The sequence below is a fragment of the Teretinema zuelzerae genome (assembly GCF_021021555.1).
GTDB lineage: Bacteria > Spirochaetota > Spirochaetia > Treponematales > Treponemataceae > Teretinema > Teretinema zuelzerae.
The window spans coordinates 1150953-1176094 of the sequence record NZ_JAINWA010000003.1 but is presented as its reverse complement, the minus strand read 5'-3'; the positions used below and the strand labels follow the sequence as shown (position 1 = coordinate 1176094).

General features: G+C 57.9%; 24 protein-coding genes and 1 tRNA gene. 17 read left to right on the top strand and 8 right to left on the bottom strand.

Going from position 1 to position 25142, the window contains the following annotated elements; all coding sequences use genetic code 11:
- The first annotated feature begins 194 nt into the window (after window positions 1-194).
- Together K7J14_RS12350 and K7J14_RS12345 are read left to right on the top strand one after the other, a co-directional pair.
- A complete protein-coding gene (locus K7J14_RS12350; protein WP_230756768.1) occupies window positions 195-587 on the top strand; it encodes a hypothetical protein in 393 nt (130 codons plus the stop codon).
- A gap of 101 nt (window positions 588-688) precedes the next feature.
- Window positions 689-1039 (top strand): hypothetical protein, encoded by a 351-nt coding sequence (locus tag K7J14_RS12345; RefSeq protein WP_230756765.1) that lies wholly within the window; start codon window positions 689-691, stop codon window positions 1037-1039.
- A 240-nt stretch (window positions 1040-1279) separates the two neighbouring features.
- Here the strand turns inward: K7J14_RS12345 and K7J14_RS16255 are convergent, their stop codons facing one another.
- The 4 genes from K7J14_RS16255 to deoD form a co-directional block, all read right to left on the bottom strand.
- A complete protein-coding gene (locus K7J14_RS16255; RefSeq protein ID WP_230756763.1) occupies window positions 1280-2503 on the bottom strand; it encodes a tyrosine-type recombinase/integrase in 1224 nt (407 codons plus the stop codon).
- Between the two features lie 113 nt (window positions 2504-2616).
- Window positions 2617-2700: transfer RNA gene (locus K7J14_RS12335), tRNA-Leu, on the bottom strand.
- 57 nt (window positions 2701-2757) lie between these two features.
- On the bottom strand, window positions 2758-2973 hold the full coding sequence (locus tag K7J14_RS12330; RefSeq protein ID WP_230756760.1) for a hypothetical protein: 216 nt from the start codon (window positions 2971-2973) through the stop codon (window positions 2758-2760).
- A 5-nt stretch (window positions 2974-2978) separates the two neighbouring features.
- Window positions 2979-3683, bottom strand: coding sequence for a purine-nucleoside phosphorylase (gene deoD / locus K7J14_RS12325; RefSeq protein ID WP_230756757.1), 705 nt, complete (start codon window positions 3681-3683; stop codon window positions 2979-2981).
- A 135-nt stretch (window positions 3684-3818) separates the two neighbouring features.
- Between deoD and K7J14_RS12320 the strand changes: the two genes are divergently transcribed.
- Together K7J14_RS12320 and K7J14_RS12315 are read left to right on the top strand one after the other, a co-directional pair.
- On the top strand, window positions 3819-6020 hold the full coding sequence (locus tag K7J14_RS12320) for a DUF4954 family protein (protein WP_230756754.1): 2202 nt from the start codon (window positions 3819-3821) through the stop codon (window positions 6018-6020).
- Between the two features lies 1 nt (window position 6021).
- Entirely contained in the window at window positions 6022-6921 is a 900-nt protein-coding gene (locus tag K7J14_RS12315) for a hypothetical protein (protein WP_230756750.1), read from the top strand.
- A 286-nt stretch (window positions 6922-7207) separates the two neighbouring features.
- On the opposite strand, the gene alr is transcribed toward K7J14_RS12315, so the two are convergent.
- The gene (alr, locus tag K7J14_RS12310) at window positions 7208-8344 is read right to left on the bottom strand and encodes an alanine racemase (protein WP_230756747.1); all 1137 of its coding nucleotides are present in this window, start codon (window positions 8342-8344) and stop codon (window positions 7208-7210) included.
- An 86-nt stretch (window positions 8345-8430) separates the two neighbouring features.
- Here alr and K7J14_RS12305 point away from each other — a divergent pair, with 86 nt between their 5' ends.
- From K7J14_RS12305 to K7J14_RS12250, 12 genes are all read left to right on the top strand, one after another.
- Complete coding sequence (locus K7J14_RS12305; protein ID WP_230756744.1) at window positions 8431-9615, top strand: hypothetical protein; 1185 nt, start codon at window positions 8431-8433, stop codon at window positions 9613-9615.
- 124 nt (window positions 9616-9739) lie between these two features.
- A complete protein-coding gene (locus tag K7J14_RS12300) occupies window positions 9740-11185 on the top strand; it encodes a sodium:solute symporter family transporter (protein ID WP_230756742.1) in 1446 nt (481 codons plus the stop codon).
- Between the two features lie 56 nt (window positions 11186-11241).
- On the top strand, window positions 11242-12906 hold the full coding sequence (locus K7J14_RS12295; RefSeq protein ID WP_230756739.1) for a thiamine pyrophosphate-dependent enzyme: 1665 nt from the start codon (window positions 11242-11244) through the stop codon (window positions 12904-12906).
- Window positions 12903-13469, top strand: a complete 567-nt coding sequence (locus K7J14_RS12290; RefSeq protein WP_230756735.1) for an indolepyruvate oxidoreductase subunit beta — start codon at window positions 12903-12905, stop codon at window positions 13467-13469. The genes K7J14_RS12295 and K7J14_RS12290 overlap by 4 nt, the downstream gene beginning before the upstream one ends.
- Before the next feature lie 4 nt (window positions 13470-13473).
- Window positions 13474-14793 (top strand): phenylacetate--CoA ligase family protein, encoded by a 1320-nt coding sequence (locus tag K7J14_RS12285; RefSeq protein WP_230756732.1) that lies wholly within the window; start codon window positions 13474-13476, stop codon window positions 14791-14793.
- Between the two features lie 77 nt (window positions 14794-14870).
- Window positions 14871-16166, top strand: coding sequence for a POTRA domain-containing protein (locus K7J14_RS12280; protein ID WP_230756729.1), 1296 nt, complete (start codon window positions 14871-14873; stop codon window positions 16164-16166).
- 87 nt (window positions 16167-16253) lie between these two features.
- Window positions 16254-17558: a phenylacetate--CoA ligase family protein gene (locus tag K7J14_RS12275; protein ID WP_230756727.1), complete on the top strand. Its 1305-nt coding sequence runs from the start codon at window positions 16254-16256 to the stop codon at window positions 17556-17558.
- Between the two features lie 9 nt (window positions 17559-17567).
- Window positions 17568-17984 carry an ACT domain-containing protein gene (locus K7J14_RS12270; protein ID WP_230756723.1) on the top strand — a complete coding sequence of 139 codons (417 nt, stop codon included), beginning with the start codon at window positions 17568-17570 and terminating at the stop codon, window positions 17982-17984.
- A 20-nt stretch (window positions 17985-18004) separates the two neighbouring features.
- On the top strand, window positions 18005-19009 hold the full coding sequence (locus K7J14_RS12265) for a LacI family DNA-binding transcriptional regulator (RefSeq protein ID WP_230756720.1): 1005 nt from the start codon (window positions 18005-18007) through the stop codon (window positions 19007-19009).
- A 181-nt stretch (window positions 19010-19190) separates the two neighbouring features.
- Window positions 19191-20474, top strand: a complete 1284-nt coding sequence (locus K7J14_RS12260) for a 3-isopropylmalate dehydratase large subunit (RefSeq protein ID WP_230756716.1) — start codon at window positions 19191-19193, stop codon at window positions 20472-20474.
- 145 nt (window positions 20475-20619) lie between these two features.
- Window positions 20620-21156, top strand: coding sequence for a 3-isopropylmalate dehydratase small subunit (locus K7J14_RS12255; RefSeq protein WP_230756714.1), 537 nt, complete (start codon window positions 20620-20622; stop codon window positions 21154-21156).
- 140 nt (window positions 21157-21296) lie between these two features.
- Window positions 21297-22010: a peptidase E gene (locus K7J14_RS12250; protein ID WP_230756712.1), complete on the top strand. Its 714-nt coding sequence runs from the start codon at window positions 21297-21299 to the stop codon at window positions 22008-22010.
- A gap of 9 nt (window positions 22011-22019) precedes the next feature.
- Here K7J14_RS12250 and K7J14_RS12245 read toward each other — a convergent pair whose 3' ends face one another.
- Window positions 22020-23231: an adenosine deaminase family protein gene (locus K7J14_RS12245; RefSeq protein WP_230756709.1), complete on the bottom strand. Its 1212-nt coding sequence runs from the start codon at window positions 23229-23231 to the stop codon at window positions 22020-22022.
- 126 nt (window positions 23232-23357) lie between these two features.
- Here K7J14_RS12245 and K7J14_RS12240 point away from each other — a divergent pair, with 126 nt between their 5' ends.
- Window positions 23358-24149: a hypothetical protein gene (locus K7J14_RS12240; RefSeq protein ID WP_230756708.1), complete on the top strand. Its 792-nt coding sequence runs from the start codon at window positions 23358-23360 to the stop codon at window positions 24147-24149.
- Here the strand turns inward: K7J14_RS12240 and K7J14_RS12235 are convergent.
- The gene (locus tag K7J14_RS12235) at window positions 24112-24804 is read right to left on the bottom strand and encodes a DUF2786 domain-containing protein (RefSeq protein WP_230756704.1); all 693 of its coding nucleotides are present in this window, start codon (window positions 24802-24804) and stop codon (window positions 24112-24114) included. The two genes, K7J14_RS12240 and K7J14_RS12235, sit on opposite strands and share 38 nt — an antisense overlap.
- 4 nt (window positions 24805-24808) lie before the next feature.
- Window positions 24809-25126 (bottom strand): pyrimidine/purine nucleoside phosphorylase, encoded by a 318-nt coding sequence (ppnP, locus tag K7J14_RS12230; RefSeq protein ID WP_230756700.1) that lies wholly within the window; start codon window positions 25124-25126, stop codon window positions 24809-24811.
- Between the last annotated feature and the right edge of the window lie 16 nt (window positions 25127-25142).

Sequence of the window (25142 nt, the reverse complement as noted above, 5' to 3'; positions counted from 1 at the left end):
CTTCCAAGAAGAGCATCCCTCGATTTCTGGCAGTGAGAATGAATGGAAGATCTGCGGTTAAGGCGAGTAACATCTTTACTCATTTGAACCTGGATTTTATCACAGCTGAGAAGTATTAGGGCGGGGCATAGGACCGCACGCGCGAATGACTAACATTGTGAGGTCACAAGGAACGACCTCTAAGGAGTGAATGCATGCAGAAGATCATGAGACGTTGGGCGAAGGCCCATGCCGTACGCTATTTTTCGGAGTTCGTTAGGTTATCTGGCAATGAGGAGCTAGCTGACAAGCTACTCGAAATAGCTGATGGTCAGTGGCAAAAACTGAACAAGCTTCATCCCGATATCCCATCGGCGATTCCTATTGGCGCTTGGGAATTTATGGAAAAATCCCTAAGGAATTATTTTGTGTTATGCATTGGGGCGTCGCAGCCAAACGCATCACTAACGAATGAGGACGACTCAATCTGTTTTCAGGATGATTCGTTTTTTACCCTGTTGGGAGACGACTGGTGCAGGCCTCCTTTGTATTTTGAAGATGATGAAGATGACGACGAAGATGACGATGACGACGATGTTGATGAGTAATACGTAGGCGATTTAAATATCAAAGCATAGCGGGGTGGATAACCCCGCATCACAAATTCGCAGTACGAGGCCAGAAGGTTTGGCCTCAAAGGATGGATTTTATGGACAGTATTATGGAATCTTGGGTTCAAGTTCAGTTTACTCTCTTGGTTTCGCAGTTCGTTTGGTTATCAAGACGATATAAATGGGCTGCCGATCTTAGGGAAGACGCAATTAAGGAATGGAAAAATTTGATTGCGCTTTTCCCTAATCTCCCTCCGCTTATAGAAGAACCTGCTATGGAGGTCCTAGAAAATGCTGTGAGGAACTACTATCTCGATTATGAATGGAATCAAGAGAAGGCTTCATATATTGATGAAGACGGGTTCACTTGGCCTCCGGAGGTTGTCTATTCCAATCCTTGGGGATCTGACTATATGCCGTTAGGTTTTGTTGAAGTGGTTGAGGGTTAATCCTACACTTCAGGGTTTCAAAGGGGTTTCAAACCTCTCATACTGTATTTTCGGTGTTTTATGAGAGGTTCGCAATCAATACCTTTTTCCTTGGTAAGCGGTTCTCACGAATTTTGGGGAATAGCTTATTGATTTATCACTTCGATTTCTTACCCTATCATGAGGTAGGTCTTTTTTACGACACCTCTCCTGCAGCATTCCGTGTGCTGTAGGAGAGGGTCTACTAAACAGCCCTCTCCCTCATTTCGGCATGAGGCCCAGGAAACGCTCTTTCTGGGCTTCAAGCACGAGTTTCCGGTCCACGTCGGTCAGGTGATCGTAGTGCCGGGTCATGGATATGTCGGCATGCCCGATGACGGCCCTGAGCTTGTCGTCGGGCAATACGCCCCGGAGTAGGGAGTTACAAAGGTGACGAAGACCATGGAAATACAGCGCGCGGCCATGCCTGCTCTTGGGCGAGGGTTTCTCGCCGGTATCCCCGGGAATCCCGATTCTCTCAAGGGCGGCGTAATACCAGTTCTCGATGCGCCTCGTAACGAGGGGTCTTTCTCCCGTTTTCTCGTCCCAGAAGACGAACCCGTTAAGCCAGGGATTCCTGCCAGCCAAATCCCGAAGTTCCGAAAGGACGGATTCGGGTACCGGCACGATGCGGGAACGCTTGCCTTTCGGGGATTTCATTCCGTACATTTTATCCCAGGAATGACTAATGAGAAGGTGGTCGTCCATAATGTCCTCCTTGCAGAGGGCCTGGATCTCGCCAAGCCGGAGCCCGGCCATAAGGGCGAGGGTAAAGGCGAGGCGTCCGCGTTCGTCGGGCCAATCGAGGGCAAGGAGGGCTTTGACCTCCTTCGTGTCGAGGATACCCTTTTCGGCGGTTTTAGCGCCGAGAGGACGGATGGAGGCAGCCGGGTTTCTGGGGATGATCCCGAGACGGTAGGCTTCCTTGAAGCCGATGGAGACGGATTGGAGGATGTTGTTGAGGGTCTGCGGGTGCAGCCCACTCTTGTCCTTCAGGCCCATGAACCAGCTTTCGAGCTTGCCCGTGGTGATCTGGGAGAGCTTCAGCTCTCCCAGGGAGGGATTGAAGTACCTGACCACCCAGCTCTTGCAGGTTCGGCAGTAGGTTCTGCCAAGGGCATCGCTCTTTCGGGCGAGTCGTCCCTTGATGTACGGGCTGGTATCCCAGTCCCAGAACTCGGCGAGGTAGTCGCCCGCCTTCCGGTCTCCGAGGCCCCTGGTGGCGACGAGCCCGCGTTTGATGGCTTCCGTGGCCACGGCGCGGGCACCGGCAGGGCTTGCGATGTCCCATTCGTCGGGATCGAGATTCATTCTGACTGCGATTTGGCGTATGGATACGCCGGTACGATAGGATCCTTTTTCGGGATCCCAAAATTGAACGTAAAAGGAGCGCTTTCGGCTGTAGGAAACGCGGCGGCGGTACAGGGAAAAGGGAGTATGCCACACGAAAGATACCTCGTCAGTCCATCTGACATTCTATCTGACAGTGGCATTTCCGAAGCTTTTAGGGCTTGGGAAATAAAAAAGGCAAACCCTTATACCATAAGGATTTGCCTGAGTCCCCGGAAGAAGACTTGAACTTCCATGCCCGTGAGAGCACTAGTACCTGAAACTAGCGTGTCTACCAATTCCACCATCCGGGGATCGCCCTGCGTTACAGGGCAAAATCGAATATATAGGAATCGGCGGAAGCTGTCAAGTCAGGGCGCGATCGGCGTTTCCGCCACGGGAAGCTCTCCCGGTTGAACGATGGACGGATCGCGGGACGCCTGGTTGGCCAGGATGCCCGTCAATACAGTTACAATAAGTATGATCACGAGGACGGAGACCAGGAAAATAACCCGCTTCCGCGGTTTGCCGGCAGAGGGCTTTTTCCTGTTCGTCAGCTCGATTTCAGTCGGCTGAAGTTCGGTCATGTCCGTCAGTCGGCCGTAATCGCGTCCAGCGCGACTTCCATCATCGATTTGAAGGTGGTCTGCCTTTCTTCTGCGGTCGTCGCGGTTCCCTTTGCGATATGGTCGGAAATCGTCAGGATCGCGAGCGCTTCGCGGTTGAACTGGGCGGCGAGGGTATAGAGCTCGGCCGCTTCCATTTCTATCGCGAGAACTCCGTACTGTGCCCAGCGTTTCCAGAAGGAATCGTCGTCGTAGAACATGTCGGAAGACGCGACCGAACCAACCAGAGGCGTGATTCCCTTCGCGGCGGCGGCGTCCCAGGATTTTTTCACCAGGTTCCAGCTTGCGGTGGGAGCGAAATGGCGGCCCTCGAAGCGGTGGGTGTTGAGAGCCGAATCGGTGCAGGCGCTCATGGCGATTACGATATCCCGGAGCTTCGTCGAGTCATGGACCGCACCGGCCGTTCCGACGCGGACGGCTTTCTGAACGCCGTAAAATCTGAACAATTCGTTGACATAGATCGACAGGGACGGCTGTCCCATTCCGGTTCCCTGAACGGACACTTTTTTGCCCTTGTACGTGCCGGTAAAGCCGTACATGCCCCGTATTTCGTTGTAGCAGACAGGATTTTCCAAATAGGTTTCGGCGATGAACTTCGCCCGGAGGGGGTCTCCCGGCAGCAGGATCGCTTCCGCGATTTCTCCGGGTTTCGCTCCGATGTGCGTACTCATGTGTTTCTCCTTCGCGCGGCTATCACTCCGCGCTATGCATCATTTGTTTCCGGGGCTGAGTCGTTCCCGAAAGACGCAAGGAGTATACTAGCAGGGAATTGCAGATTATGCAAATTCTGTGCTAGCCTGAAAGCTATGAGCGAAATAACGACATTGCCTGCCGACCAGTTCGGCTACGGCTTCATTCCTCCTGAATATCTAGCCGGGAATCCGCATGAATATGCCTTCCGCGACATGCAATCCAACGCCGCCTCGCGAAAATGGAGGCACCTTTCGTCCGAAGAGATCGAAACCCTCGCGCGCAACGGAAACACCTGCACCGATTGGATGCAGTTTCTGGTCGAGGATCCTTTCGATCCCGGCCTCATTCGCAACAGCCTCTTCGCCGGCCTTGTCCGCTTCGGTCCGCTCGAGGCGAAATATCTGCAATACCACGATTTCGTCGTGCCCGTCGGAGTTACGAATTCGCGGATCATCGCCTGCGATATCGGGAAGGACTGCGCCATCCACGACTGCGCGAATCTGGCTCATTACATCATCGGAGAGAAGGTCATCATGAGCCGGATCGACGAGATGGCGACGACGAATCACGCGAAATTCGGAGAAGGCATCATAAAAGACGGCGAGAGCGAGGACGTCCGAATTTGGATAGATCCGCTCAACGAAGCCGGCGGCCGCTCTGTCCTGCCCTTCGCCGACATGATCTGCGCAGACGCCTACCTCTGGACCATTTACCGCGACGACGCGAAGCTGATGGACCGCTTTAAGGAAATCACGCAAAATCAGGCCGACTCCCGCCGCGGCTGGTACGGCGTCGTCGGCGACGGCTCGGTCGTCAAGAGCTGCCAGGTCGTCAAGGACGTCAATTTCGGCCCTTCGAGCTATGTAAAGGGCGCGAATAAGCTGAAAAACCTCACCATCAAGTCGAGTCCGCAGGAACCCACCCAGATCGGAGAGGGCTGCGAACTCGTCAACGGCATCATCGGCTACGGCTGCCGGGTATTTTACGGCGTCAAGGCCGTCCGCTTCGTGCTGGGCAACAACTCGTCCCTGAAATACGGAGCCCGCCTCATCCATTCCATTTTAGGAGACAACTCGACGATTTCCTGCTGCGAGGTTCTGAACAATCTCGTTTTCCCGGCCCACGAACAGCACCACAACAATTCCTTCCTCATCGCGACCCTGGTGATGGGTCAATCGAACATGGCCGCCGGAGCGACGGTCGGCTCCAACCACAACAGCCGCGGAAACGACGGCGAAATCATCGCAGGCCGCGGCTTCTGGCCCGGGCTTTCCAGCACCCTCAAGCACAACTGCCGCTTCGCGAGCTACACCCTGCTCACCAAGGGAAGCTACCCGGCGGAGATGAACATCCCCCTGCCGTTCAGCATGGTGTACGAAGACCGCAAATCCGACACCCTCAACATCATGCCCGCGTACTACTGGATGTACAACATGTACGCCCTCGAGCGGAACAGCTGGAAGTACAGCACTCGAGACAAGCGGAAAACGATAGTCCAGCGCATCGAAGCCGACCACCTCGCCCCCGACACGGCGAAGGAGCTGATGGACGGAATTCTCATTCTTGAGCGTTTGACCGGCCGGGCCTGGTATCGCGCGCAGAACGACGCTTCTTCCAAACCGCTGCCTTCCGACGCAGAACTGGCGGCGAAGGGCCGGGAGCTCCTGGAAGGCCAGCCTGAAGTAGTCGACGCGCTCTTTATTTCCGCCGAGGAAATGGAGCAGGGCAAGCGCCCGGTCAGGATCGTGAAAGCCGTCCGCGCCTGGCGCGCCTATCGGCAAATGCTCCTCTTCTACGGCATAAGAACCGTCGCCTCCTACCTCTCGAAGTACGCCATCCATTTCGACTATTTCGCGGCGCAGGTTCCCGCGAAAGTCTCCCTCGAGTGGGTTAATCTGGGCGGCCAGCTCGCTCCGGAGGCGAAGGTCGACGGACTTCGCGACGCGGTGCGTTCGGGCATCATCGATTCGTGGAAGGATGTGCACGCCCAATACGACCAGTGGTGGGCCGTGTATCCCCGCGACAAGGCAGAAAACGCCTGGGAGATTCTCCGCCGCCTTACCGGAAAGGCCTCGATATCGAAGGCCGAATGGAACGGGCTGCTGGATCAGGGACTGGAAATCCGCAAATACGTGGAAGAGCAGGTATACATCACCAAAAAGAAGGATTACGCCAATCCCTTCCGGGGCATAACCTACCGGAACGACGCCGAACGAGACGCCGTTCTCGGCAAGGTAGAAGACAATTCATTCATTAAAACCGCGCGGAAAGAGTCGGTCGATTTCGCGGCCATGGTTGAAAAGGTGCGAGCGTAATATGGCAATAAAACTGAAGAACGATGAACTGAAAATACAGATTGAAACAGCCGGCGAGCGATACCGGGGAAGCCGCTTCGACTGGAACGGCCTCGTTTCGTCCTTTCGATGGAAGGGAAACGAGCTGCTCGGCCAGGAGAAGCCCGCGTTCCATCGGAATCCGAAGATTTTCGGCCGCGGTTTGCACAACGAATTCGGGATTAAGAAGGTTCTCGGATACGACGACGTCGCTCCCGGCGAATGGTTCCCGAAAATCGGGACCGGCTGGCTCCGCCGCGATGAAAAGCCGTATTTCTTTTATACCCGGTACCAGGTCGAGCCGGTTCAAACGTCCTGGGAAAACCCGGCTAAAGACCGGGCCGTATTTCATTCGGATTCCGGCGTTCGCAACGGCTGGGGCTGGCGGTACACGAAAGAAGTCCGCATCGAAGGACCCTCCCTCAAGATTTCCTATACGCTCGAGAACATCGGCGAGAAGGTCATCGAGACCGACGAATATGTACACAACTTTTTGTCCTTCGACGGACGTCCTGTCGGTCCCGGATACCGGCTCATCCTGCCCTTCGCTCCCGAGCCTTCGCGGCTGATCGAAAACGTGAATCCCGACGGCGTGCTCGCCCTCAATGAAAAGGATATCGAGTTCCGCTGCCGGCCCCGCCATGATTTCTACCTCGGCGGATTGTCCGAGGGAGTAGGCGAGAAGGACGGCCTCGCCGCCGGCTGGACGCTTACCGACGAGAGAACCGGCCTGTCGCTCTGCGAATGCGGCTCGTTCAAGCCGTCCGGCGTGCATTTGTGGGGCAACGCGGGCGTCATCAGCCCCGAGCTCTTTTATTCATTTAAAATCGAAAGCGGCGACATCATGACCTGGGAACGGGTGTGGACCGCGGGAAAAAAATAAGGCCGCGCCGGGGTCTTTGCCGGCGCAACGCTGCCGGAACCCTGCAGGGCGCGGCTCCGCCTAGTCCCGGCCAAGGCTCCGCCTAGTCCCGGCCAAGGCTCCGCCTAGTCCCGGCCAAGGCTCCGCCTAGTCCCGGCCAAGGCTCCGCCTAGTCCCGGCCAAGGCTCCGCCTAGTCCCGGCCAAGGCTCCGCCTAGTCCCGGCCAAGGCTCCGCCTAGTCCCGGCCAAGGCTCCGCCTAGTCCCGGCCAAGGCTCCGCCTAGTCCCGGCCAAGGCTCCGCCTAGGCCTACCAGTTTCTCGCTTCGTCTCCGAGATAGACGCGGGGAACGCGGCGGTTTATGCCGCAGGTAATTTCGTAGGGAATCGTATCGGCCAGCCCGGCCAGATCCCTCGCCGATTCTCCGCAAGGTTCCGGGCCGAATATGGTGGCTACGTCCCAGCGCTGAACCCAGGGGTCCGGCCCGATGTCCACCATGCACTGATCCATGCAGATTCTTCCCACCACGGGAAACCGCTTGTCTCCGATGCGGACGCTCATTCCCGGCGAGAGCCGGCGGAGCAAGCCGTCAGCGTACCCGACCGGCAGCGTCGCGATATAGGTGTCCTCCGGGGCCGTCCATGTCCGGTTGTAGGACACTGCCGTCCCCGCTTCGATCTTCTTGATGGCGACTACTCTGGTTTCCAGCTCCATCACCGGTTTTACGGGAATGCAGTCCTTTAAATCTTCCGACGGCGGATACCCGTAAATGAGTATTCCCGGCCGGACCATTCCGTACGCGGCCTCGGGATATTGGCAAACAGCTCCTGAATTCGCGGCGTGGGCGATTCCCGGATCTATTCCTTCGTTTCTGATTTCCTCGAGCGCCCGGTCGAACTGCGCGAGCTGTCCGCGCGTGAACGCGATGTCTTGCGGCGCGGTCGAATCGGCCGCCGCCAGGTGCGTGGCTGTTCCTTCGAGAACGAGGTGTTTTTCCTGAGCGATCTGTTTGGCTAAAAAGGCCGCCTGTCCCGGCGCGCAGCCGATCCTGCTCATGCCGGTGTCGATTTTCAGATGAACCGGAACTTTCTTTCCCATCAGCTTGGCGACTTCTCCGAGCTGATGGATGAACTCTCCGTCGACTACAAGGGGAGTCAGTTCGTGTTCTATGATGAGGGGGATTTCTTCCGGTATCGGGAGGCTTAAGGACAGTATCGGCGCGACGATTCCCGCTTCCCGGAGATCTATCCCCTCCTGCACCGAGGCAACCGCGAGAAAATGGGCTCCCGACCTGATTGCCGCCACCGCCACGCGCAGGGCTCCGTGTCCGTAGGCGTCGGCTTTGACCGGAACGCAGAGCTTCGTCCCCTTGGGCAGCCTCTCGCGGATAAGGCCGATGTTGTACTGTAAATTTTCCAAATGTATGATTGCTCGGGTTGCACGCATACGGTATTCTATCCCTTGAGTTTGTTCTATGCAAGAATACGTGATATCCTGATTACAAAAGTTATTCATGAGATGAGGTTTATTCGATGATTCGCCGTTTATTGATCGTGAGCGCCTCCGCGCTGTTGCTGGTTTCCTGTTCGACTGTTCCGTCCCTGAGGCTCGAGCCTTCGGCCTCGCGGTTTTCGCTGTTGTCGGGCTCGGCCGAGGAAGTTTCCGGGGATCCGCAAAAAGGCGCCCATCTTTCCGGTATTTCAAAGACCCGGGACGAGGATCTGCTCGCCCGCGCAAGCCTGTACGAAGCCGATCTCGATCAGGCTCTGGGAGCCTTCGATCTTGCGCTCGCGCTTTCCGCCGGCGAATCCCTGTATTCGCTGCTTTCCGCTTCGGATTCGCCCGCGGCCGCCGTTCGCCTGGAGTCCGCTCGCGCCCGGATAACCGCCGCACTGGAATCTCTTTCCTTCGAGGCGGTGTCTGTTCCTCCCGAAACGACAGCCGGAAAAGCCTTTAAAAAAGACTTCGCGGTCCGCGCGACCCGCCTGATCGGCGGAGAATCCGCGCCCGCAGCCGGCTTGTCCTGCATGGTCTGGCTTCCCGTCCGTTCGCCGGACGGATCAATAGCCATGGAAACCCGGAACCTCGTAACCGACGAGGCCGGCCTCTGCTCGTTCGCAGCCCCGGTTCCCGAACGCTCGGCAAAGGGCACTCTTGCGATCGCCGCTTCGATGGGTTCGCGCGATCCGGTTGTTTCCGATAAAATAGAAGCCTTGAAGCGCTCCGGCTCCCTCGGCGCCGGCTTCCCGTATCTGGTCTCCGCTTCGGCACGCTCCGTGCCCACGACTATCGCGATTCTCGACCACGACGCCGCCGGAAAGCCGGTGCTCTCCTCTAACGCGAGCGCCACGGCCCTCCTGATGCCCCTGGTTCAAAAAGGATTTTCACGGATCGGCATGGCGGATTTCCCTGCCAGGCTCGCAAGCGAAAGCGAAGAAACGATCGTTCAGGCGGCAAAAAATCAGTTCGCCGGAGCCGTGCGCCGATATATTTTCGGCACCACCCGGATCGAATCCCTTGAACAGAACGCGGAAGGTCTATGGACCTGCAGCATCACCGCAAGCGTCGCGGCCCGGGATCTTCTGGACGGCTCCGAGCTGTTCCGAACGACGCTTTCCCACACCGAGACGGCTAAAACCAAAAGCGCGGCCCTTGACGCCGCCCGGAAAAAACTCGCCGGAGAAATTCTTGCCGGGGAACTGATCTACAGTCTCTGACGTTCAGTAAAAAAGCAGTTTCTACAGCGAGACTGCAATTTTCAATTCCCGTTTTCCGAATTTCAGGCTATACTGGCTCCACCTTCATCACTGAGAGCGGAGTAGAGTCATGTATAGTCTGGTAATGCTTTTAGCTTTTCTTGTCGTTATGGTTTCCGTCGGCGTCTGGGGAATGAAAAAGACCAGCACCCTGGGGGATTTCTTTTTGGGCGGCCGAACGCTCGGCCCCTGGCTTTCCGCCTTCGCGTACGGAACCACCTACTTTTCCGCCGTCATCTTCATCGGATTCGCCGGAAATCAGGGCTGGAATATGGGTTTGAATGCGATCTGGATCGGCGTCGGAAACGCGCTGTTCGGAGCTCTCGGCGCCTGGCTCGTCCTCGGCAAGCGAACCCGCCGCATGACGCAGCGCCTCGACGTCATGACGATGCCCGAGTTTCTTGAAGCCCGCTACGGATCAGACCACCTTAAAATGATCGCCGCCGTTCTCATCTTCGTTTTTTTGCTTCCGTATTCGGCATCCGTATTCAAAGGGCTGGGGCACCTGTTCGAGTCCACCTTCGGCATTTCCTACGACTTCGCCCTTCTCGTGCTGGTCGGAATCACCGGTTTGTATCTGATTCTCGGCGGCTACTTCGCCGTAACCCTCACCGATTTCATCCAGGGCTTCATCATGATCGTCGGAGCCGTATCGATGCTCGTCATACTGGTTTCCAAGGCCGGCGGGCTCCAAAGCGCCTTGCAGGCGGTCGCTCAGGGGTATGAGGAACATGTTCCCCAAGGCCGCAGGCCGTCTCTGCTGACCATGGGTTCTCTCATATTCATGACCAGTTTCGGAACCTGGGGACTGCCTCAAATGGTCCAGAAATTCTACGCCATCAAGGACGAACTGATGATCCGCCGCGCGGCGGTGATCACGACCGTGTTCGCCCTGATCATCGGCGTATGCGCCTACGGCACGGGCATGCTCGGCCATGTGTTCCTCGACCTCGACTCGGTTCCCCGGCTCGCCTCGGGCGCCGTCAACTACGATCTCATCGTACCGACTCTCCTGACGACCCACCTGCCGGAGGCGCTGATGGCCCTCATCATGCTGCTGGTTCTTTCGGCATCCATGTCCACCCTCGCGTCCATGATTTTGGTTTCTTCTTCCGCGATCACCATCGACCTGTACAAGGGCTATCTCCATCCCGAGGTAAGCGATAAAACCTCCCTCCTGATGATCAGAATCCTCAGCGGCGTGTTCATTCTCTGCTCCTGGGCCATCTCGAGGATGCAGATCGGCTTCATCGTCACCCTCATGTCCCTGTCCTGGGGTGTTCTTTCGGGAGCTTTTATGGCACCATACATTCTGGGAATCTTCTGGAAGGGAGTGACCAAGGCCGGCGCCTACGCGGGCTTTTTCGCCGGAGCCGGAACGGCCGTAACGCTGTTTTTCGTGCTCGGCGCGCCTCGTTCTCCGCTTGCTTCGAGCATCGCCATGCTGGTTCCCTTTATCGTGGTTCCGGCGGTGAGCCTCGTCACACCGAAGGTTGACTCCTCGGTGATCGATCGCGCGTTTTCCGATTGATCCGGCAAAAACAGGATAATTTTCTCTCGCATATATATTTTTAAGAGGTGATTTTCATGAAAGAATTAGTGTTGCTCGGAGACGAGGCCCTTGCCCTGGGCGCCCTTCATGCCGGCGTGTCCGGCAGTTACGGGTATCCCGGCACCCCCTCCACCGAGATTCTCGAATATCTGGTCGACGAGTTCGAAACCAGGGGCGGTCCCGTGGCCCGTTGGTGCGCGAACGAAAAAACCGCCTACGAATCAGCTCTCGGCGTTTCCTTCGCCGGCAAGCGCTCTATCGTGACCATGAAGCACGTCGGTCTCAACGTGGCCGCCGATCCCTTCATGAACTCGTCGCTGTGCCAGATAAAGGGCGGCCTGATCTGCGTCGTCGCCGACGACCCCTCCATGCACTCCAGCCAGGGCGAACAGGATACCCGCTACTACGCGGATTTCGCCATGGTTCCCCTCTTCGAACCGGTGAACCAGCAGGAAGCCTACGAGATGGTAGCCGAGGCCTTCGAGCTTTCAGAGCGCCTTGCCGTTCCCGTCATCATGCGGATGGTCACCCGCCTCGCGCACTCCCGCGCCGTCGTTCATGTCGCGGACACCGCGCGCGCGCAAAACGCGCTCGAGAAGGGCAGCCCCGCGGACTGGATGCTCCTGCCGGCGCTTGCCCGCAAAAACTACGCCAAGATGCTCGATAAGCAGACAACGCTCCGCGAGTGGGCCAAAGACTATCCGCGCAACACGCTCGCGCTCAATCCCGCTCGCAAAGACCTCGCCATCGTCACCAGCGGCCTGGGCAAAAACTACCTCGCCGAAAACATGGCCGAATACGCAGATCTTTGCGGAAAAGAGGGGCTTCCCTCGATCCTCCATGTTGCGGCCCTTCCGTTCCCTGCCGACCTTATCCGCAGCCTCGCCGAGAAGGTTGAAACCATCCTCGTCATCGAGGAGGGCATGCCCTTCCTCGAGCGCCAGCTTGCGGGCATCCTGCCCGGACGCGTCAAAGTGATCGGCAAGCTTACCGGCAGCCTCCCTCGCACCGGCGAGCTTAATCCCGAACTCGTTCGCGCCGCCCTCGGCCTTCCCGCCCGGGCCACCGCCCTCGACGGCTTCAAGATGCCCGCTCTCTCCGCGCGTCCGCCCCAGCTCTGCAAGGGCTGTCCCCACCACGACTCCTACAGTGCGCTCAATCTTGCCGTCGAACGGCTGAACGCGAAAGAAGGCAAGGTGTCCACCGTCGTGGCCGCCGACATCGGCTGCTACGCCCTCGGAGCCGTCGCCCCGCTCAAGGCGATCGAAACCATCGTCTGTATGGGCGCCTCCATCGGCATGGCCCGCGGAGCCGCGGACGCCGGATACAAATACGCCTTCGGCGTCATCGGAGACTCTACCTTCCTCCATTCAGGCCTGACCGGCATCGTGGACGCCGTCGCCTCCAAAACGCCGATGACCGTCATCATCCTCGACAACTCCATCGTCGCGATGACCGGCTGCCAGCCGACCATGCTCCCCTCGAACCAGCTGGAAAAGGCCGTGATCGGCCTCGGCGTGGACCCCGCCCACCTGCGGGTGATCGAGGCGAAGCCGAACATGATCGAGCAGAACGCCGCTGTTTTCATGGAAGAAGCCGAGCATCGCGGCCTTTCCGTCATCATCATGGTGCGCGAATGCCTTGAAGCCCATCGTCTCAGAAAGAAAAAAGAATCCGCCGCCGGGGAGGCCTCGAAATGACATACGATATTATTCTCGCCGGAGTCGGCGGACAGGGAGTTCTCTCCATCGCGACGATAATCGCCCGGGCCGCCATGATCGACGGCCTTACGGTTCGCCAATCCGAGGTTCACGGCATGAGCCAGCGCGGCGGCGGCGTCCAGGCCCACATGCGCATAGCAGACGGCCCCATCTCCTCCGACCTCATCCCCACCGGGGGGGCGGATATGATCCTCGCCATGGAGCCCATGGAATCCCTGCGCTATCTGTCCTGGCTCAAGCCTGAAGGCATCCTGGTTACGGCTGCCGAGCCCTTCGTCAACATTCCGGATTATCCGGAGGTCGAAACCCTCTACGCCGCAATCCGCACTCTCAAGCGCAGCCGCATTGTCGCCGCCGAAGCCCTTGCCCGCGAAGCCGGAAACCTTAAATCCGTCAACATGGTCCTCATCGGCGCGGCGAGTTCTTCCCTCCCGGTGAGCGAAAAAGCCCTTGCGCAAAGCGTGCATGATACCTTCGCCAAAAAAGACCCGAAGCTCGTGGACATCAACATGAAAGCGCTCGCCCTCGGGGAAAAGGCGTAAGAGCATGGCTGAAAGATCCGTTCCCTTCCGGGACAAAGCGATAGAGACCGCCCCGAGGCCTGAAATCGAAAAGATCCAGACGGCCGCGCTGAGAACCCAGATAGCCCAGGCCCTCAAAACGCCGTTCTACCGCCCGCGCCTGGAGGAGGCCGGCCTTTCCTCCCCGGACGAGATCCGGAGCCTTGCGGACCTCTCCCGGATACCATTCACCTCGAAGGGCGATCTCCGGGAGGCCTATCCCTTCGGCCTCCTGGCAGTGCCCAAGGACCAGGTCGTCCGCGTGCACGCCTCCAGCGGCACCACCGGAACGCCGACCGTCATCTACCTTACCCAGAAAGACCTCGATCTCGCGAGCGACACCATGGCCCGCTGCCTCACGGCCGCCGGAGCGACCAGCGGCGACGTCGTGCAAAACATGATGACCTACGGCCTTTTCACCGGCGGGCTCTGCTTCCATTACGGAGCCGAACTCCTCGGCGCCATGGTCATTCCGACCAGCGCCGGCAACACCTTGCGCCAGCTCAAATTCATGAAGGACTTCGGCACCACGATGGTGCATGCCACTCCCAGCTATCTGCTGCACCTCCACCAGGCCATCGCCGACGAAGGCTACTCGCGCGGCGACCTCCGCCTCCGCATGGCCGTCACCGGAGCCGAGCCCCATTCCGAGGAACTCCGCCTCAAAATCCAGGACAAGCTCGGCATCGAAGTGTACAACTGCTACGGAATGAGCGAGATGAACGGCCCGGGCGTCGCCTTCGAATGCGTCCACCGCGCCGGCATGCACGTGTGGGAAGACCGCTACATCGCCGAAATTCTCGACCCCGACACCCTGCTTCCCGTCCCGGAAGGCGAAATCGGCGAGCTCGTGCTGACCATCCTCTGCCGCGACGCGATGCCCCTTCTCCGCTACCGGACGCGGGACCTCACCCGCTTCATCCCCGAACCCTGCGCCTGCGGCCGCACCCACCGCCGCATCGCGCGCTTCACCGGCCGCACCGACGACATGCTCATCATCAACGGCGTCAACGTCTTCCCCAGCCAGATCGAGGAAGTGCTGCTGCGCACAAAGGGCGTCGGCGCGAACTACTTCATCATCGTGGACAAGGACGGCGTCCTGGACAAGCTCACCGTCCAGGTAGAGATAACCCCGGAAATGTTCGCCGACGATTCCCGCGTCATCAACGCCCTGCGCGAACGGCTTAAAAGCGAATTGCAGGCCCTCATAACGATAAATCCCGTATTGGAGATAAAACAGCCCGGCAGTTTGCCCGTCTCGGAAGGCAAGGCGAAACGGGTGAGCGATTTGCGGCCCAAAGAGTGACGAGCATGTCGCTCTTTCGGTGTCTCAGTGTGATTAAGTCATAGTCGTCGCCGCTCGACCATGCGTATATTCGCAGTATGGAGGACAGTATGACCGTGCTTCGAAACAAAAACGCCGTTTTCTGCGCCGCTCTCCTTTTCCTTTCCGCTCTCTCGTTCGCCGAAGCCGCCGCCTTCACCCGCGAGCGCCAGCAGTCTCTCATCGCCGAGCTCGGCGACCTTCCCGTAACGGACGTCGAGCTTCGCGGAAAGTTCAAACTCGACCCGGAGCGGGCGCGCGAGCTTTCCGGCGTTTCCCGGGGAGACCCTCTTTCTACTCTTGCTCTGGAAGAAATAGAACAACGCTACCTGAAAACCGGTCTTTTCAGCGAAGTAGAGCTCGCGCTCGACCAACGGGAGGAAGCGGTGTTTCTGGTGGTAACGCTTCAGGAAAAGCGGACTTTTATTCCTGTACCCCTCGTGTACGCCTCGTCGAGCACGCAGATGTTCGGCCTCTTCGTCATCGAGGCGAACCTTTTTTCCACCGGCGCGACCCTTGTAACGGGAGGCTTCGGCTCCCCCGATAAGCAATTCGCGATGTTTCTCGTCAATTACCAGATAGACAAGGAAAGCCCCGGCTTCACCTTCTTCTCCAACCTCACGCGGGGCGAGGAAACGACCGACTTCGTAGAAGGCTCTTCCTACCGGTCCTGGAAGTCTCTGGACAGCCGGGTCAGCGCAGACGCCGCCTTTCCCCTGTCTCCCAAGTTCGGCGTCACTGCCGGAACCGAGGCCCGCATTTCCCGCCTCTACGACGCCTCTCAATCTTTCGCCGCCCCTCAGGATTCCCTGTGGATATCGCCGGTAGTCGGCGTCTACTGGTCAGACAAAACGCGCCGGCTTTTCTATGATTCGGGCCTTTCGGCCTCTCTGGATTTCAGGCACGGATTTCCCGTGGAGGGCGAGTCTCAATGGAATTCCGCGCGGGCGAACCTCGCGGCCGGTTTCAAACTCCCGAAAGAGACAGCCTTCCAGATTTTAGCCGCCGGCGAATTCTCCGACCGCCCGCCCTCGGCGGAAACCGAGCTTACCCGCCTGCAGCTCCTTCAGGGCATTACGCTCCGCTCCGACAAATGGATCGCCGGCAGGGCCTCGATAGACTATCCGTTCGCCCAAACCTCCTGGGGAATTTTCACGGCAGGAGCCTTCTATGAATCGGGCTTCGCATCCCAGGGTCTGGAAGGCGAAAAAGAAGGCGGCTTCTTTCACGGACCGGGAGCGGCCTTCACCATCTTTCTGCGGAAAGTCGCGGTTCCCGCCGTCGGCATAAGCGCCGGATGGAACGCCGCCGCGTCCCGCCTCGCCTTCAGCGCCGCCGTCGGAATGCAGATGTAGCGCGTCTTCGGCATGCGGCTGTAGCGCCGATTCTCTGCTTCTTTTTTATGGTCTCATTCGGGGAATCGGTGTATAATCGATTCCATTATGATCTGGAACCCTGAACACGAATGCATGAGTCCGGAGTCGCTGCAGACGCTGCAGTTCGCCCGGTTGAAAAATTTGGTAGAGCGGGTGTACACCAACGTGCCCTTCTACCGGAAAAAGCTGGAAGCGGCGGGAATCTGTCCCGCCGACATTAAAACCCTCTCAGACATCGCGAAGCTGCCGTTCACCTCGAAGGACGATCTTCGCGACACCTATCCCTACGGCCTTTTAGCGGTTCCGCAGTCGGAAATCGTGGAAATCCACATGTCCAGCGGAACGACGGGAACGCCCGTAGTCGACGCCTACACCCGTCGCGATATGGACGACTGGGCAGAAGGCATGGCGCGAACCCTTTCCGGAGCCGGAGCCACCCGCAACGACACCGTCCAGAACGCCTACGGATACGGTCTTTTCACCGGAGGCCTGGGAACCCACTACGGCTCCCAGCGCATCGGCGCGACCATCATCCCGATCTCTTCCGGCAATACGGAAAAACAGCTCATGCTCATCCGCGATTTCAAGAGCACCCTCATCACCTGTACTCCCTCCTACGCGTTGTACATGGCCGAGCAGGCGAAGGAATTCGGCATCGATCCGACCAAGCTCGGACTCCGCGCCGGCTGCTTCGGAGCTGAGCCCTGGAGCGAGAACATGCGCAAGGAGATCGAAAAGGCCTGGAACATCAAGGCTTACGACATCTACGGTTTGACCGAAATAACCGGACCGGGAGTCGCCTTCGAATGCGAAGGCCAGTACGGCATGCACGTGAACGAGGACCTCTGGTATCCTGAAATCATCGATCCTGCGACCGGGAAGCCCCTTCCCGACGGCGAAAAGGGCGAGCTGGTCATCACCACCATCACCAAGGAAGGCACCCCGCTCATCCGCTACCGGACGCGAGACATCACCTTCATCATCCCGGAACGCTGCGGCTGCGGGCGGACGACCCGGCGCATCCACCGCCTCTTCGGCAGAACCGACGATCTGCTGATCATCCGCGGAGTAAACGTATTCCCGAGCCAGATCGAGCACGCCCTCATCGAAATCCAGGGAGTCGAGCCGAACTATCTCATCATCGTGGACCGGAGCGCGCAGACGCACCTGGACGAAGCGGAACTCCACGTGGAGGTCAATCCGGACGCCTTCTCGGACGAAACCAAGGATATGGAAGCGATGCGGAACAAGATCGAGTCCGTCATGAAGAGCAAGCTCGGCATTTCCATGAAGGTCAAGCTCGTGGAGCCCAAGAGCCTCGAACGCTCCATCGGCAAGGCCAAGCGCGTCATCGACAAACGCCACCTGTAAGGAGTACACATGAAGATACAGCAGATTTCGATATTTCTTGAAAATTCTTCCGGCCGGCTCGCCGAGGTAACCCGCGTATTCAAGGACGGCGGGGTGAATCTCCGCGCCATCATGATTGCCGACACGGCCGATTTCGGCATCCTTCGGGTGATCGTGGACGATCCCGGGAAGGCGCTGAAAATCCTGACCGACGCGCATTTCACCACGAAGACGACCGACGTGCTCGCCGTAACCGTTTCAGACAAGGTGGGAAGCCTTGCCGACGTGCTGTCCCTGTTTGAAAAAAACCGCATAAACATCGAGTACCTGTACGCCGCTCTCGACAAAGTCGGCGAAACCGCGGTGATTATTTTCAAGGTGGAAAATATCGCCGACGGGCTTGCGGTCGTGGAAGCGAACGGCCTGAGCATGCCTCTTTCTTTCTAAAAGTCCCGGGGGGACGAGATATGGCTATTACGATTCGGGACGTCGCGCGCGCGGCGTCTCTGTCCTGCGAAACGATTCTCGAAGTTCTGGTCAGCCCGTCTTCTCTGGAGCCTGAAGTGGTGCGCCATGTGATGCGCGTCATCCGCGAAACAGGCTATCTTGAAACATTTTCGCGCTGGAAGGGCGGATCGAAGGGATCGATGGTCGCCGTCATCTCGTCTTCGGTGGATTCGCTTTCCGGAACCGAAATATACCGCGGCATCGACCGCGCCATGTCGGCTTTGGGTTTAAATCTGAACATGATGACCTTCCCGACCCGCCATTCTCCCGCGCTTCGGGAAGAGCTTCTTGCTTCCCTTCTTCCTTTTAATATGATAGACGCGGTCATTACCCTGAACGTGTCTCCCTCGGAATCGATCGTTGAACGATACAAAAGCGTTGGAAAGGCTCTCGTTCTGTGCCAGTCGAAGGTTCAGGGCAGCCTTTCGGTTCTATTGGAGAATCAAAAGGGCATGTCGATGGCTGTCGACTATCTCTATAACCGGGGATGCAGAAGAATCGCCCTGATGAACGGGCCTTCGAGCGTCGCGGAACCCGGCTCAAGCCCCTCCGAGCGCCTGATCGGATATCTGATGGCCCTCCACCGGCTGGGAATGAACTTCGACGAGAAGCTCGTCTACGAAACCCAGGATTACGACGGCGATTCGGGAGCCCACGGCTTCGAGTATTTTTCCGGCCGAAGGCCCCTGCCGGACGGACTCGTCTGCGCGTCTGGAGACATGACCGCCATCGGCTTCATAACCGAGGCGAGAAAAAACGGCGTGCAGGTTCCTTCCGATATCGCGGTGATCGGCTACGACGATCTGCCTCTTGCCTCCCTGGTATCTCCGGCGCTCACCACCATCCGCCAGCGTCTGATGATAGCGGGAGCCGGCGCCCTCGTGCTCGCCCTCGAGTCCGCAGTGCTCGGACCTGGATCGGATCTGATCATCGTTCCGGAAATCGTGCCCCGGGAAACCGCCTGAATCCCGGGCTTTTCCCGCTCTGCCCCGGGCTGTGTACGCTCGGGAATCCGCACACGTCCCCTGTATGAAAATCGCTTTTTTTGATAGGTTGGTATAGTTCGGCTCTGCTCTTGACTTAAGCAGAGCTTCAATATATACAGTATAGTTAAATACGAAGTACTGTTCGTAAGAGGAGACAAGAATGGGTAAAACGCTTGCGCAGAAGATATTCGAGTCCCATGTAGTGGACAAGCCGTTCGGCGAAGCCTGGGTTCTCAAGCTGGACCGGGTGTTCTGCCATGAAATCACCACGCCGGTAGCCATCAACGATCTGGTCAGCCGCGGCATGGATACGGTATTCGATCCGGACAAGATTAAGGCAGTCATCGACCACGTAACCCCCGCCAAGGATTCGAAAACAGCCGAACAGGGCAGGGTGATCCGGAAGTGGGCGGAACGCCATGCGATAAAGGATTTTTTCGATATCGGAAAGAACGGCGTATGCCACGCGATATTCCCGGAGAAGGGCTTCGTGCGGCCCGGGTTCACCGTCATCATGGGCGACAGCCATACTTGCACCCACGGAGCCTTCGGCGCCTTCGCGGCCGGAGTCGGAACGACGGACCTCGAAGTGGGAATCCTGAAGGGCGTATGCGCCTTCCAGTATCCGGGAACGATACGCTTCGAGCTCGACGGAAAGTTCCCCTGCGGCGTTACTCCGAAGGACGCGATCCTTTCCATCATCAAGATGATCGGCGTGAACGGAGCGACGAACAAGGTGATGGAATTCGCCGGCAGCGCGATCGATTCAATGTCCATGGAAGGCCGCATGACGATGTGCAACATGGCGATCGAGGCCGGCGGAACCAGCGGAGTCTGCATGCCGGACGCCGTCACCGTCGACTATCTGTGGAAATTCATCGGACCGGAAGGAGAGGGAGTCTACCGCACGAAGGAAGAAGCCCTTGCCGACTTTAAAAAGTGGCATTCCGATCCGGACGCTCAGTACGACGCCGTTCACAAGATCGACGTTTCGACCCTTTCGCCCGTCGCCACCTTCGGTTTCAAGCCCGATCAGGTGAAGACGATCAAGGAGCTCGCCGGGACGAAGGTCGATCAGGTGTACATCGGAAGCTGCACGAACGGCCGCATCGAGGATCTCCGCCAGGCGGCGGCCGTGCTGAAGGCCAAGAGCGTCGCTCCCGGAGTGCGCGGCATCGTGAGCCCGGCGACTCCCGCCGTCTACCAGCAGGCGATGGAAGAGGGAATCATCAAGATTTTCATGGATGCAGGCTTTTGCGTAACCAATCCGACCTGCGGCGCGTGCCTGGGCATGTCGAACGGCGTTCTCGCCGACGGCGAGGTGTGCGCGTCCACCACGAACCGCAACTTTTTCGGCCGCATGGGAAAGGGCGGAACGGTTCATCTGATGAGCCCGGCGAGCGCCGCCGCCACGGCGATAGCCGGAAGCATCTGCGAGGCGTAGAACCGCGGCAGCGACGCGGAGGGACGGCCGAAAGGCCGTGTTCCCGCCGAAAGGCGGAACCGTAGCCCGGAGCCGGCGCGGCTGCGCGGAGCGCAGGCCGCCCCGGAGAGTCCGGCTGAATTCTTTTGAAGGCAAGGAGCATGCGATGAACAATTTTAACGGCAAGGTTCTGTTTCTGGACCGCAGCGATATAAATACCGACGAGATCATTCCGGCGAAGTATTTGACCGAGATTTCCAAGGAGGCGCTCAAGCCGTTCTGCCTGGAGGATTTGAAGGTCGAGGGATTTAATCCGAAGACCGATATCGCCGGGAAAACCGCGATCGTGACCCGGGCGAATTTCGGCTGCGGTTCGAGCCGCGAGCACGCGCCGTGGGCGCTGGAAGTGAACGGAATCACGATAGTCGTGGCGGAGGGCTTCGCGCGCATTTTCCGGCAGAACATGTACAACTGCGGAATGATCGCGACCGAGCTGAAGGCCGAAGAGATCGACGAGGTGTTTAAAACCTTTGCCGGTTTGGAGACCGAGCTTTCGGTCGATATGGCGGCGGGGACGCTGTCTTTCCGCGCGGTAAAAAACGGGGCGGTGTCGGAAAAAAAGTATTCGTTCAAGCTCGGCGAGTTCGAGTCGGCCCTGGTGTCCGCCGGCGGCTGGGTTGCCTACGCCGCCGCTAATTACTAAAGGGCACCTCTAAAAACTTCAGTTTTTAGAGGTCTACCTTAATACAGGTGTAAATCCTGTAAGGATTTACAAGGGCACCGAGGAAAACTAACCGAGTTTTTCGAGGTGCCCTAAAAATCGCGCGAAAGCATGACACACAGTTGTCATGCTTTCTATGGCAGACTCAGGCGATCGCTGTCGACGGCGGCGAGGCGCGGATCGCGCTGGCGGCCGCGGTCGACGGAAAGGAGCTATCCATGAGCAGGTTGTTTTTGGCTTCGTCCTTCGCGGACGTGAGCGGAGTGTTTCAACAATGGGTCGGGGAGGAATTGCGCGGAAAATCCGTCGTATTCATCCCCACCGCGAGCAACACGGAAAAAGTGGTGTTCTACGTGGAAAGGGCCCGGAAGGCTTTCGCCAAGCTCGGCATGACGATCGACGAACTCGATGTCTCGACGGCGCCGCGCGGCGAGATCGTCCGCAAACTGGGAGCCAGCCCGTATATCTACGTTTCCGGCGGCAATACCTTTTTTCTTCTGCAGGAATTAAAACGAACCGGAGCCGATTCGGCGATTCTCGAAGAGGTGAAAGGCGGCAAGATGTACATCGGCGAATCCGCCGGCTCCATAATCGCGTCGCCGAACATCGAGTACGCGAAAGATATGGACGACTGCGCCGCCGCGCCCGGCCTTGACTCTTACGACTCGCTCGGCCTCGTTCCTTTTTATCCCCTCCCGCACTATACGAACTTTCCGTTTAAAAAGGCCGCCGAGAAAATCATCGCCCGCTACGATTCCCAGCTGAATCTGCGGCCGATCAGCAACGCGCAGGCGATCGCGGTCGACGGCGGCGAGGCGAGCGTCCTCGCCAAGTAGACGCGTTCGTCAGTCGGAGATTCCGTATTTTTCCGCGACGGAATCGTACCAGTCGATGCATGACCGAACGTATTTTCTTTTTTCCCGGTAGGAGCCGAAGCGGAAGGACCGCTTGAACCCGTAGACGACGATGTCCCTGAGCTTCCGCCCGCTGATCGGAAAATTGTCCAGCGCCAGCCTGAGCTCCTTGCAGACGGTCGTGTTCGAGACAAGGCGGTTGTCGGTGCAGAACGAGACGGAAATTCCCGCCTCGAGCATTTTGCCGAGCGAGTGCTCCCGGATGTCGCGGAAGCGGGGGTTCGTCTGGAGATTGCTCGTGAGGCAGACTTCTATGGTTATGCGCCTGTCCGCGATGTAGTTCGCCAGATTCTGCGCATAGGCTTTTTTGTCGGCGATGTCCGGGTCGGCGATGTCCTCCTCGCTGAACAAGAGGAGGCCGTGGCCGATGCGGTCGGCATGGCACTTGGTTATCGCGGTGAAGATCGATTCCGCGCCGTAGGCTTCTCCGGCGTGAACGGTTTTGTGCAGGAAGTTTTTATGCGCGTATTCGTACGCGTCTTTGTGATTCGAGGCGGGGTAGCCCTTTTCGCTTCCCGCAATGTCGAAGCCGACGATCCTCAAGCCCTGCGAATCCCGGATTTTTACCGCACCCCTGACGAGCTCGAGCGAGGCGAGGCGCATTACTTCTTCCGGATCGGAGTAGCGGTGGGTCTCGAAAAAAGACTTGTACCAGGGCGAGAAGTGCCCGTTGCAATATCTCATGGCGCACACGATGATTCCGAAGTCGTATTCCGGCTCGTTTTCCGCGAGCGCGCGGTTCCATTCCTCCTTGGCCTTGTTCAGCCCCGAATCGACGGCGCCGAGCACATCTTCCATCGGAAAATCGTCCCTGATATGAAGCTGCGGGGCAAGGCGCACCTCGATGTATCTGACTCCTTCTGCGAAGGAATCCTCCGCCAGCTCGTACGCTATGCGTTCGACGGACTCCCGGTCGTCCATCACGGCTGTGGTGAGGGAAAATCCCCTGAGGTATTCGTCGAGGGAGGCGTAGGAATCCTTAAACACTGTTTCCCGCAATCCCTGTTCGTCGGCGGCGGGAAGCGGGACGCCTTTTTTTTGCGCGAGTTCTATCAGCGTCGATATTCTGAGCGAGCCGTCAAGATGGAGATGCACGTCCGTTTTGGGGATTTCGCGCAAAAACGCGTCTGGAAAAGTCTGCATGGGAGCCTCCTTGAAATTCAGGGCCGTTTTGCCTGATGAGCCGCACCGCTCTAGTGTAAAGGGAAGCCGCGGTTTTGACAAACGGACGGCTTTTCCAATCGCTTGTTATATGACACTATGGTTTCCATGCATCACGAATTGATCGATTTCATCAAACGCAATACACGGGCAGTCGGGATTTTCACGCTCGTCTACGCCGCTCTTTCCGTCATGTCGAATCTGCTCACCGGCCCGGAAGGTGCTGACGCGTCTTCGCTTTCGATATCCGTCTACGCGTTCATCTCGCTGGCGGCGTCGGTTCTCATACTGGTTAACCGGATGTACTTTTATTACCGCATCGTTTCGTCGTACCGGGAGGTGAAAACCCGTTTCGCGGTATCGGCGGCGGAAACGTTGAGAATCTACGCCGCGTATTTTCTGCGCGCGACGCTTTGGTTTTTCATGGCGTCGATCGGGGTCGTCTTCGTGTATATGATGTTCGCGGATCCCGCCTCTTTTACCGGCGAGGCAGTCGGATCTTCCTTCGCGGTTCTGTTTACGATCCTTCTTTCCTTGTACCTGGCTATTTACGCGGTCGTCGCCTTCAAGCTGATTTTCGTGCCGCATATCTGCTGTTCGACTAATGCCCTGCCGCCGGCGCGGGCGGTGGAAATAAGCCGTAAAATGATTTCGTTCGACGGGAAGCGGCTGCTTCGCGCGTATGCCGCGTACCACGGAATTCTTATCGCGCTTTCTGCCTTCGTCATGATTACGGATTCGAAGCCTGCGCTGTTTCTTGCGTCCGTCGCGCTGTACGGCTCGGATATTCTCTGGTCGATCGCGCTTTCCTGGTGGTTTATCAGGATTAATCTCGCCCGGGAAACCATGGAGCCTTCTTCGGCTATCTCCCTGCCTGATCAGAGCGGATCTGCCGATTAAGCGAGACCTTTCCGCCTTCTGTTCTTCCGCGTAGATAGGATTCGGCTTCCACCCGGCGGCCGATCCGTTTCGAACCTGTTTTTCCGTATTTATTTTCTATAAAGTTCTTGTTTTCTTTTTCCGCGGTTTTGTCCATCCTGAGCGCCAGAGCTTTTTCTCCGTCAGGCGATTGGGCTTTTGCGTCCGCTTCTTCGCCTGCGATGCTCTCGATCAGGCGTTCTCCGATCCGCTCGACTACGCCGCATTTGAAGCTTTCCAGGTGGGCAACCTGAGAACTATGCTCCCTTCCCAGCTTGAGAACGATCAGATACAGGTATTCGAAGAGGTTTTCCGCCGCGGCGGTGTTCACCTCCCGTCCGATCAGGAGGATCTGCGCGCAGTCTCCCCTGCGGACGTGGAGAGCCTGCGTGAAGGTGGCGCGGGCGACGACCTGTATGAGCATGGATTCCCAGGACCGCAGGCGCTTTTTTTCAAGAAGCACGCCTTCCACGATTTCCGGATCGTGGGCTTCAAGGTCGGTAAGGGTGAGGCCGTGGCGGGCCAGCAGAAGGCGGGCCTTTTCGATCGCGCTCGCGGCTTCGGCTTCGCTCGGAGAGGCTCCCAGAGCCATCAGTTTTTTTACCTTGTCGAGAACGTCTCCGGCGGCCTTGTCCATGCGGTTACCGGGGAAGGTAGGAGCAGCAGTAGTCGGCGATTTCAGGGACGCGGAGCTTGAAGGACGAATCGGCTTTCACCGTATAGGAGGTTCCCGCGGCGAAGGTTTTCCACTCGGTTTCGCCCGGAAGAAGAACGTCCATCGATCCTGAGAGCACTTCCATTATTTCGGCGTTGCCGGTGGAGAACTCGTAGTCGCCGGCGAGCATGATTCCCAGGGTTTTTTTCTCGCCCGAGGGAAAGAGAATGGTTCTGCTGGTGACCTTTCCGCCGAAATATACGTTCGCCTTTTTGACCGCGGTTACGTTTTCAAATGCATCCATTGGTGTTCTCCTGTTG

What these genes read in the sequence shown, in the direction of transcription:
- K7J14_RS12350 (WP_230756768.1), top strand. Translation starts at nt 195, where the DNA reads ATGCAGAAGATCATGAGACGTTGGGCGAAGGCCCATGCCGTACGCTAT.
- K7J14_RS12345 (WP_230756765.1), top strand. Translation starts at nt 689, where the DNA reads ATGGACAGTATTATGGAATCTTGGGTTCAAGTTCAGTTTACTCTCTTG.
- K7J14_RS12330 (WP_230756760.1), bottom strand. Translation starts at nt 2,973, where the DNA reads ATGACCGAACTTCAGCCGACTGAAATCGAGCTGACGAACAGGAAAAAG.
- deoD (WP_230756757.1), bottom strand. Translation starts at nt 3,683, where the DNA reads ATGAGTACGCACATCGGAGCGAAACCCGGAGAAATCGCGGAAGCGATC.
- K7J14_RS12320 (WP_230756754.1), top strand. Translation starts at nt 3,819, where the DNA reads ATGAGCGAAATAACGACATTGCCTGCCGACCAGTTCGGCTACGGCTTC.
- K7J14_RS12315 (WP_230756750.1), top strand. Translation starts at nt 6,022, where the DNA reads ATGGCAATAAAACTGAAGAACGATGAACTGAAAATACAGATTGAAACA.
- alr (WP_230756747.1), bottom strand. Translation starts at nt 8,344, where the DNA reads ATGCGTGCAACCCGAGCAATCATACATTTGGAAAATTTACAGTACAAC.
- K7J14_RS12305 (WP_230756744.1), top strand. Translation starts at nt 8,431, where the DNA reads ATGATTCGCCGTTTATTGATCGTGAGCGCCTCCGCGCTGTTGCTGGTT.
- K7J14_RS12300 (WP_230756742.1), top strand. Translation starts at nt 9,740, where the DNA reads ATGCTTTTAGCTTTTCTTGTCGTTATGGTTTCCGTCGGCGTCTGGGGA.
- K7J14_RS12295 (WP_230756739.1), top strand. Translation starts at nt 11,242, where the DNA reads ATGAAAGAATTAGTGTTGCTCGGAGACGAGGCCCTTGCCCTGGGCGCC.
- K7J14_RS12290 (WP_230756735.1), top strand. Translation starts at nt 12,903, where the DNA reads ATGACATACGATATTATTCTCGCCGGAGTCGGCGGACAGGGAGTTCTC.
- K7J14_RS12285 (WP_230756732.1), top strand. Translation starts at nt 13,474, where the DNA reads ATGGCTGAAAGATCCGTTCCCTTCCGGGACAAAGCGATAGAGACCGCC.
- K7J14_RS12280 (WP_230756729.1), top strand. Translation starts at nt 14,871, where the DNA reads ATGGAGGACAGTATGACCGTGCTTCGAAACAAAAACGCCGTTTTCTGC.
- K7J14_RS12275 (WP_230756727.1), top strand. Translation starts at nt 16,254, where the DNA reads ATGATCTGGAACCCTGAACACGAATGCATGAGTCCGGAGTCGCTGCAG.
- K7J14_RS12270 (WP_230756723.1), top strand. Translation starts at nt 17,568, where the DNA reads ATGAAGATACAGCAGATTTCGATATTTCTTGAAAATTCTTCCGGCCGG.
- K7J14_RS12265 (WP_230756720.1), top strand. Translation starts at nt 18,005, where the DNA reads ATGGCTATTACGATTCGGGACGTCGCGCGCGCGGCGTCTCTGTCCTGC.
- K7J14_RS12260 (WP_230756716.1), top strand. Translation starts at nt 19,191, where the DNA reads ATGGGTAAAACGCTTGCGCAGAAGATATTCGAGTCCCATGTAGTGGAC.
- K7J14_RS12255 (WP_230756714.1), top strand. Translation starts at nt 20,620, where the DNA reads ATGAACAATTTTAACGGCAAGGTTCTGTTTCTGGACCGCAGCGATATA.
- K7J14_RS12245 (WP_230756709.1), bottom strand. Translation starts at nt 23,231, where the DNA reads ATGCAGACTTTTCCAGACGCGTTTTTGCGCGAAATCCCCAAAACGGAC.
- K7J14_RS12240 (WP_230756708.1), top strand. Translation starts at nt 23,358, where the DNA reads ATGCATCACGAATTGATCGATTTCATCAAACGCAATACACGGGCAGTC.
- K7J14_RS12235 (WP_230756704.1), bottom strand. Translation starts at nt 24,804, where the DNA reads ATGGACAAGGCCGCCGGAGACGTTCTCGACAAGGTAAAAAAACTGATG.
- ppnP (WP_230756700.1), bottom strand. Translation starts at nt 25,126, where the DNA reads ATGGATGCATTTGAAAACGTAACCGCGGTCAAAAAGGCGAACGTATAT.